Origin of the sequence: Bradyrhizobium sp. (assembly GCF_016462955.1) — a bacterium.
Classification (GTDB): Bacteria; Pseudomonadota; Alphaproteobacteria; order Rhizobiales; family Xanthobacteraceae; genus Bradyrhizobium.
The window spans coordinates 1-5,277 of sequence record NZ_JAEMSD010000472.1 but is presented as its reverse complement, the minus strand read 5'-3'; the positions used below and the strand labels follow the sequence as shown (position 1 = coordinate 5,277).

The window sequence follows — 5,277 nt, the reverse complement described above, 5'->3', positions numbered from 1 at the left end:
CTCAGCCACCGCTTCATGGACATCCTCGGTCGCTTCTCGCCGCTGGTCGAGGCACTGAGCGTCGACGAGGCCTTCGTCGACGTCACCGGCAGCCGACTCCTGCACGGCGACGGCCCCGACATCGCGCGCGCCATCCGCGCAGCAACCAGCGCGGAGCTTGGGCTCACCGTCAGCGTGGGCGTGGGCCCCAACAAGTTCGTGGCGAAGCTCGCGAGCGACATGGACAAGCCGGACGGCCTGACCGTGGCACCCGATGCACCGGACGCCCTCGCCGCCTGGCTCCAGCCCCTCGGCATCGAGCGCATGTGGGGCGTGGGGCCCAAGTCATTGCCGCACTTCCACGCCGCCGGCATCCGCACGTTCGGCGACCTGCAGCGCATGGATCCCGGCAAGCTCCGCACGGCGCTCGGCGATCACGCGCTCGGCATGCGCGAACGCGCCTTCGGCCGCGACGATCGCCCGGTGGAGACCGAGCACGAGCGCAAGGGCGTCGGGCACGAGACCACCTTCGACGAGGACGTCGCCGATCCCGAGGCCGTCATCGACATGCTGCACGGCCTCACCGAGAGCGCATGCCGGCGCCTCCGTGCCTCGGGCGGCACCACGCGGCGCATCGCCATCAAGATCCGCTTCGGCGACTTCGAGACCATCACCCGCAGCTGCACGCTGGACGCGGAGACCGACAGCACGCTCGCCGTGCTTGCGGCCGCCAAGGACCTGTTCCGCCGCTGGGCTGCGCGCGACTTCGTGCCCGTGCGCCTCATCGGCGTGCGCCTGGAGCGCACCGAGGCCGGCGAGGAGGCGCCGGCCTCGACGCGGCGGCGGAGCAGCGGCGTCAGGCGGTCGATCGCGGCAATCTGCTCGTCGAGGATCTGGATGCGCCGCTGCGCGCCGAGCACGCCGAGGAAGGCGATCGCGGTCTCCGACAGCACTTCCAGCCGGACGGCCTGGCGCTGGATCGCCGCCACTTCGACCCCGGCTACGCCGGCGGCAATCCTGGCATCGCGCTTGCCGAACAGCTCGAAGGCCTGGCTGATCTGGAGCGTGGTCTCGGCCGACCGCGTCCCGCGATATCTGCCGGAGCCGAATGAATCGTCCTGCTCGTAGGTCAGCTCCGGATTGAGTAGGGCGCCTGCCTGGATGCGCTGGCCGGTGGCGATGCCGATGTCGCGCTCGGCTGCCGTGAGCCGCGGGCTCGCGGCCAGCGCGCGCGACAGCGCGCTGCGCATGCTCAAAGTCTGCGCGTGCGACGGCGCCAGCGCCGATCCTGCAATCAGACATGCCACCGCGCACGCCAGGCGCGCGGCCACTCTCCTGCAAAACATGAAAACCGACCTCTGAAGGATAAAACCTTATGGGCGCGGAACGCCCGACCGATCCGTTCAGGCAATGGGCTTAGGAGGAGGCGAGTCGGTGTCGGGGATGATGCCGGCAAGCCGGGGCGCAAGTTGCGGACGCGTCGCCGACATCAGCGCGATTGCCCCGGTCGATGGCGCAGACTGTGATACCGCCAGCGAGAAGCAGCCATGGCAATGATGTCCGCCGATGGCCTTGTGGTCGCTGTGGCCTGTGGCCCCGTCGAGCACCGCGGCGATTTCCGAACCGCCGGCGGGCGTGGTGACGTCGATGTCGTGGGCGCCGTGCAGCGCGCCTGCGAGCAGATAGACGACCGCAATCAGCACGGACAGCAGCCCACGCCAATGGCGTGGACGGCAGGTTTCCGAGGTCTGGCGATGGGTGGGCACGAGGTCACTCTGGCTGCGGTCTGCCCGGCCTAGCATGGCGGCGGGAACAGTGTCGACCCGCAACATTGTTACGTCCCTGGAACAATTGCCGCATCAGTGGATATGCCGCGAGCGCCTCTCACTGGCGGACAATCGCGCGGCGAAGTGGCGCCACGGTTTCGATCGTCGGGGCCGGAGCTTCGCTGCCATCGTCAGCTTCCAAGGCGACCACCGCGCGGCAGCTCGCTTCCATCGCGCGCTCCAGCCATTTGATGGCCTCGTCGATCCATTCGTCGTGGTGCTCGGGATCGGCGAGGGCCTTCTCCCGGAATGCATCGGCCTGATGCAGGCACGCTGTTCTGCGATCCACGCGCCGCTCCAAATCTGGAAGTCTCTCCCCGATCGCATCCTTGATGATCCGGGCTCGCGCGTCGCTAACATATGACAGGCGCGGGCAACGGAAAGGCCCCAGCCAGACGAACCGGCTGAGGCCTCATGGGCTCACGATCTTTATCCCTAGGACTTGAGCGGGTAACCCGCATCTTCCAGGTTCGTTCCAGGCGATCCGCCTAATTTGGAACGTTCCTCATTCGTCGCGATTAGCGAGCTGAAGAAACTGAGGAGGACGGACTATGGACGGACTGATTTATCTGATCGGCTTGATCGTCGTCATCATGGCGATCCTGTCGTTCTTCGGCCTGCGCTGAGAGCGGCGCGATGACCGTTGAAACGCTCATGCGAGAAGAGGTTCTGGAAGACGAGTTCCTGGAGGAGCCCGCTCGGACCATTCAGTGGAGCTCGGTGTTCGCAGGTGCACTCGCGGCGGGCGCAATGTCGTTCATCCTGATCGGCTTTGGCGTCGCCGTCGGCCTCGGTGTCAGTTCGGCCTCGCCGACCTGGCGTGATGCATCGGCTGCGCTGGCGCTCCTCTCCGGGCTTTATCTGATCATCCAGGCGATCGTCAGCTTCGGCTTTGGCGGCTACGTCGCCGGCCGGACAACCCGGCCGGCGCCCGAGCTTGCAACAGTCGAGGATGACGGCGAGCGGCGGGACGGACTACACGGGCTGATTGCCTGGGCCCTGGCCGTACTGGCCGGCGCGGCAATGCTCGCGCTTCTCGGGGCTGCCGCGATCGACCGTTCGCCGCTGCGCAGCTCGGCCAGCAACACGTCGGCGGCGGAGCCCTTGTTGAGCTACGAGCTCGACAAGCTGTTCCGCGCACCGCGCCGCGCGCCGAACACGGATCTCAGGGAGGTGCGCGCCGAAGCCGGGCGGATTCTCCTGACGTCGTCCAGCCACAGCGGCGTCAGCGCCGATGATCGAACCTATCTCGTGCAGCAGGTTGCGGCCGTGACGGGCCTTGCGGCACCGGATGCCGAACGGCGAGTCACTGCTTCGATAGCAGACGCCAAGACGGCCATCGACCGCGCGCGGCGCAATTCCATCATCGTGGCGTTCTCGATCGCAGCCGCCACCCTGATCGGCGCCGCGGTAGCCTGGGCCGCCGCCGTCGCCGGCGGGCGCCATCGTGATGGCGCGCCGTTGCCGAACTGGATGGCGAGTTCCAACAGGTTCCATCGCACCCAGCGCGCGATGCCGTTGCCGTAGGTCCCAAGCAAATGGCCGGGCGCAAGCCCGGCCATCATGCTCGACCGGCCCGTTCTGCGGGCCGCTCTACGCCTTCTCTTCCCAGATCATCGCGAGGTGCACGATGGTCTGCACCGCCTTTTCCATATCCTGCCGGCTGACCCATTCGAGCCGCGAATGAAAGGCGTGCTCGCCGGCGAAGATGTTGGGGCAGGGCAGGCCCATGAAGGACAGGCGCGAGCCGTCGGTGCCGCCGCGGATCGCGGTGCGCATCGGGCGCAGGCCGGCCCGGCGGATCGCCTCGATGGCGTATTCGAGCACGTGCGGGTGACGGTCGATCACCTGCTTCATGTTGCGATACTGCTCCTTCACCTCGAACGTGTAGGCCGAGCGCGGATAGTCCTTCATCACGTCCTTGACGATGTCCTCGAGCAGCGCCTCCTTCTCGTTCAGCCCTTCCTCGGTGAAGTCGCGAACGATGAAGGACAGCGTCGCCTGTTCCAGCGCCCCCTCGATGCCGATCGGATGCAGGAAGCCCTGCTTGCCCGAGGTGGTCTCGGGCGAGCAGCCCTCCTTCGGCAGGCGCTCGACGATGGCGGCGGCGATCTTGATCGCGTGCTCCATCTTGCCCTTGGCGTAGCCGGGATGGGCGCTGACACCGGTGATGGTGATGGTGGCGCCGTCGGCCGAGAAGGTCTCGTCCTCGACGCAGCCGGCGCTCTCGCCGTCCATGGTGTAGGCGAAATCGGCGCCAAGCTTCTTCAGGTCGACATTGTCGACGCCGCGGCCGATCTCCTCGTCCGGTGTGAACAGGATCTTGATGGTGCCGTGCTTCACGTCGGGATTGTTGATGAAGAAATACGCGGCATCCATGATCTCGGCGACGCCCGCCTTGTTGTCGGCCCCCAAGAGCGTCGTGCCGTCGGTGGTGATGATGTCGTTGCCGATCTGGTTCTTCAGCGCGGGGTGCTCGGCAAAGCGGATCACCTGGCTGGTGTCGCCCGGCAGCGTGATGTCGCCGCCGCGATAGTTCTTCCAGACCTGCGGCTTGACGTCCTTGCCGGTGACGTCGGGCGAGGTGTCCATATGCGAGCAGAAGCAGATCACCGGCACCTTCTTGTCGGTATTGCCTGGGATCGTGCCGTAGACATAGCCGTACTCGTCGAGATGCGCGTCCTCGACGCCCATGGCCTTCAGCTCGGCGGCGAGCACGCGGCCGAGATCCTTCTGCTTCTCGGTCGAAGGCGAGCGGGGAGAGTCCGGATCGGACTGGGTGTCGATGGTGACGTAGCGCAGGAAGCGCTCGGTCACGGTGTGCGAAAAGGTGAGGGAGGACATTTCTGGTCAAACCGCCGGGTCTTTGGGAAGCACGCGGTATATCAGAAAAGCGGGCCGTGATGCGGCCGTAACGGGGTGGATCAGGCTTAACGAAACGTGAGTTTTAGATCGCGTCCTTCAGCTCCTTGACCGGGCGAAAGGCGACCTTCCTGCTGGCCTTGATGTGGATCGCCTCGCCGGTGGCAGGATTGCGGCCGGTGCGGGCGGCACGCTTGCGGACCTGGAGGATGCCGAGGCCGACGATGCGCACACGGTCGCCCTTCTTCAGGTGCTTGGTGATCAGCTCGACCATGTCGGTCAGGACGGCCTCGGCGCGCTTCTTGGACAGGTCCTGGCTCTCGGCGATGTCGGCGGCGAGGTGCTTGAGCGTGATCGTGGCGGGAGCGGCTGCCTTCTTTGCCGAATCCTTCTTGGCCAAATCCTTCTTGGCCGAATCTTTCTTACCCATGTCTGGCCTCCTCAATGACCAGGAAGTCCCCGGAAATGCCGGAAAGCGTGGGGATCCCTCTAAGTCCCGGGAGACGTAGACGATTCGGGCGCGGGCTGACTATGCCGGGGGTTCCCGGCCACTGCGGCAAGGCGCGCAAAGGCGTCGGCAAGCTCAGGCCAACACAGTTCAGGCTAACAC

The 5,277-nt window shown here is 66.2% G+C and carries 5 protein-coding genes and 2 pseudogenes; 2 read left to right on the top strand and 5 right to left on the bottom strand.

Features of this window, described 5'->3' with window-relative positions; all coding sequences use genetic code 11:
- Window positions 1-15: 15 nt before the first annotated feature.
- Window positions 16-729: pseudogene (locus JHD07_RS32005) on the top strand (DNA polymerase IV); the annotation flags it as partial.
- Window positions 730-791: 62 nt separating this feature from the next.
- On the opposite strand, the pseudogene JHD07_RS32000 reads toward JHD07_RS32005, so the two are convergent.
- The 3 genes and pseudogenes from JHD07_RS32000 to JHD07_RS31990 form a co-directional block, all read right to left on the bottom strand.
- Window positions 792-1,325 (bottom strand): annotated as a pseudogene (locus tag JHD07_RS32000) (TolC family protein); the annotation flags it as partial.
- A gap of 57 nt (window positions 1,326-1,382) precedes the next feature.
- Window positions 1,383-1,811 (bottom strand): hypothetical protein, encoded by a 429-nt coding sequence (locus tag JHD07_RS31995; protein ID WP_366865567.1) that lies wholly within the window; start codon window positions 1,809-1,811, stop codon window positions 1,383-1,385.
- A 52-nt stretch (window positions 1,812-1,863) separates the two neighbouring features.
- Entirely contained in the window at window positions 1,864-2,094 is a 231-nt protein-coding gene (locus JHD07_RS31990) for a hypothetical protein (RefSeq protein ID WP_291629408.1), read from the bottom strand.
- A gap of 347 nt (window positions 2,095-2,441) precedes the next feature.
- Between JHD07_RS31990 and JHD07_RS31985 the strand changes: the two genes are divergently transcribed.
- Window positions 2,442-3,332, top strand: a complete 891-nt coding sequence (locus JHD07_RS31985) for a hypothetical protein (RefSeq protein WP_291629406.1) — start codon at window positions 2,442-2,444, stop codon at window positions 3,330-3,332.
- 66 nt (window positions 3,333-3,398) lie between these two features.
- Here the strand turns inward: JHD07_RS31985 and pepT are convergent, their stop codons facing one another.
- A complete protein-coding gene (gene pepT, locus JHD07_RS31980) occupies window positions 3,399-4,649 on the bottom strand; it encodes a peptidase T (RefSeq protein WP_291629405.1) in 1,251 nt (416 codons plus the stop codon).
- Between the two features lie 103 nt (window positions 4,650-4,752).
- A complete protein-coding gene (locus tag JHD07_RS31975; RefSeq protein ID WP_291629404.1) occupies window positions 4,753-5,097 on the bottom strand; it encodes an HU family DNA-binding protein in 345 nt (114 codons plus the stop codon).
- Between the last annotated feature and the right edge of the window lie 180 nt (window positions 5,098-5,277).